We start from the raw sequence: 1,009 nt of genomic DNA on the forward strand, positions 1-1,009 counted from the left end.
CAAGAGCAACCACCGGCACCGGCTCCAACCTAATCACCTCATCAACACTGGCACCCCAAGCCGCATCCACCCACAAGAGCCACCCCACAGCCCGCCACTGATGCTCCACCGGCATTCCACGATGTTCCCGCAACATGGCACGAATTTTCGCGTTATAGCCTTCTACGTGATTCGTGGTACGAGAAATAGAACCCTCCCTGAGCAAATCCGGATCCAGAAAAGTAAACACAACACCCTGCTTCACCAAACGCTCAAGCCTCCTGTAGGCAGTACGCACCCGGGGGTGCGTGTACTGCCAGGAACCATCAGCTAACCAGGTTCTCTCCTTGATAAAGCCTTGATACTGCCCGTGCCAGGAGGCTAAAGAGGCTGACCAGATTGCTGCTTCATCCAAGCTGGTTACTCGTAGAAGAGCCCTAGAAATCTTCAGTAAGGACTTGCCAGCCTCAGTGCGTGGGGCACTGGTGAGAAGGGTTTTAGTATTCCGGTACACATGCAATAGGCAGCGTTGAATCCGGGTATCTGGCCAGCATGTTTTGGCGGCGCTGGCAAAGCCAGCCCCGCCATCTACGATGGCTACATCTGGGGCTGGGATGCGTGAGAGTAAAGCTTGGTAGGCTGCGGTGTTCTCATTTTTAGCCCATTGGTAGTCGATGACACCGACAGCGTGGTTGTAGGCGATGATGCAGACCATGCCGCTGATGTAGATACCGTCGAGTTGGATTTCGTGGTGGATTTGGCCTGTTTGTTTGATGGGTGGGGTGATGTTCCAGCACCAGGCGGTATTGGCGCGGAAGGTTCGTCCGGCTCCTGGGGTGGTGTGGTGTTGGGTGTTTTTACTGGTGAGCCAGGTGATGAAGGCTGTTAGCTGGTGTTTTCGTGTGCTGGTGGGGCGTTTGATTGTTCTGCTGGCGCCGCAGTGGGTGCAGCGGTAGCGTGTGGTTCCTGCGCTGGTGGTGCCGTTGCGTTTGGTTCGTTGGTTGCATATCAGGCATGTGGGGTTTTTGGG

At 55.4% G+C, this 1,009-nt stretch carries 1 protein-coding gene; it reads right to left on the bottom strand.

What is annotated here, in order from left to right; genetic code table 11:
- A partial coding sequence (locus ACMXX3_RS11695) for an IS1249 family transposase (protein ID WP_421084884.1) occupies positions 1-1,009 on the bottom strand: 1,009 nt, incomplete at both ends.

It is taken from the genome of Rothia nasimurium (genome assembly GCF_049068285.1).
Classification (GTDB): Bacteria; Actinomycetota; Actinomycetes; order Actinomycetales; family Micrococcaceae; genus Rothia; species Rothia nasimurium_I.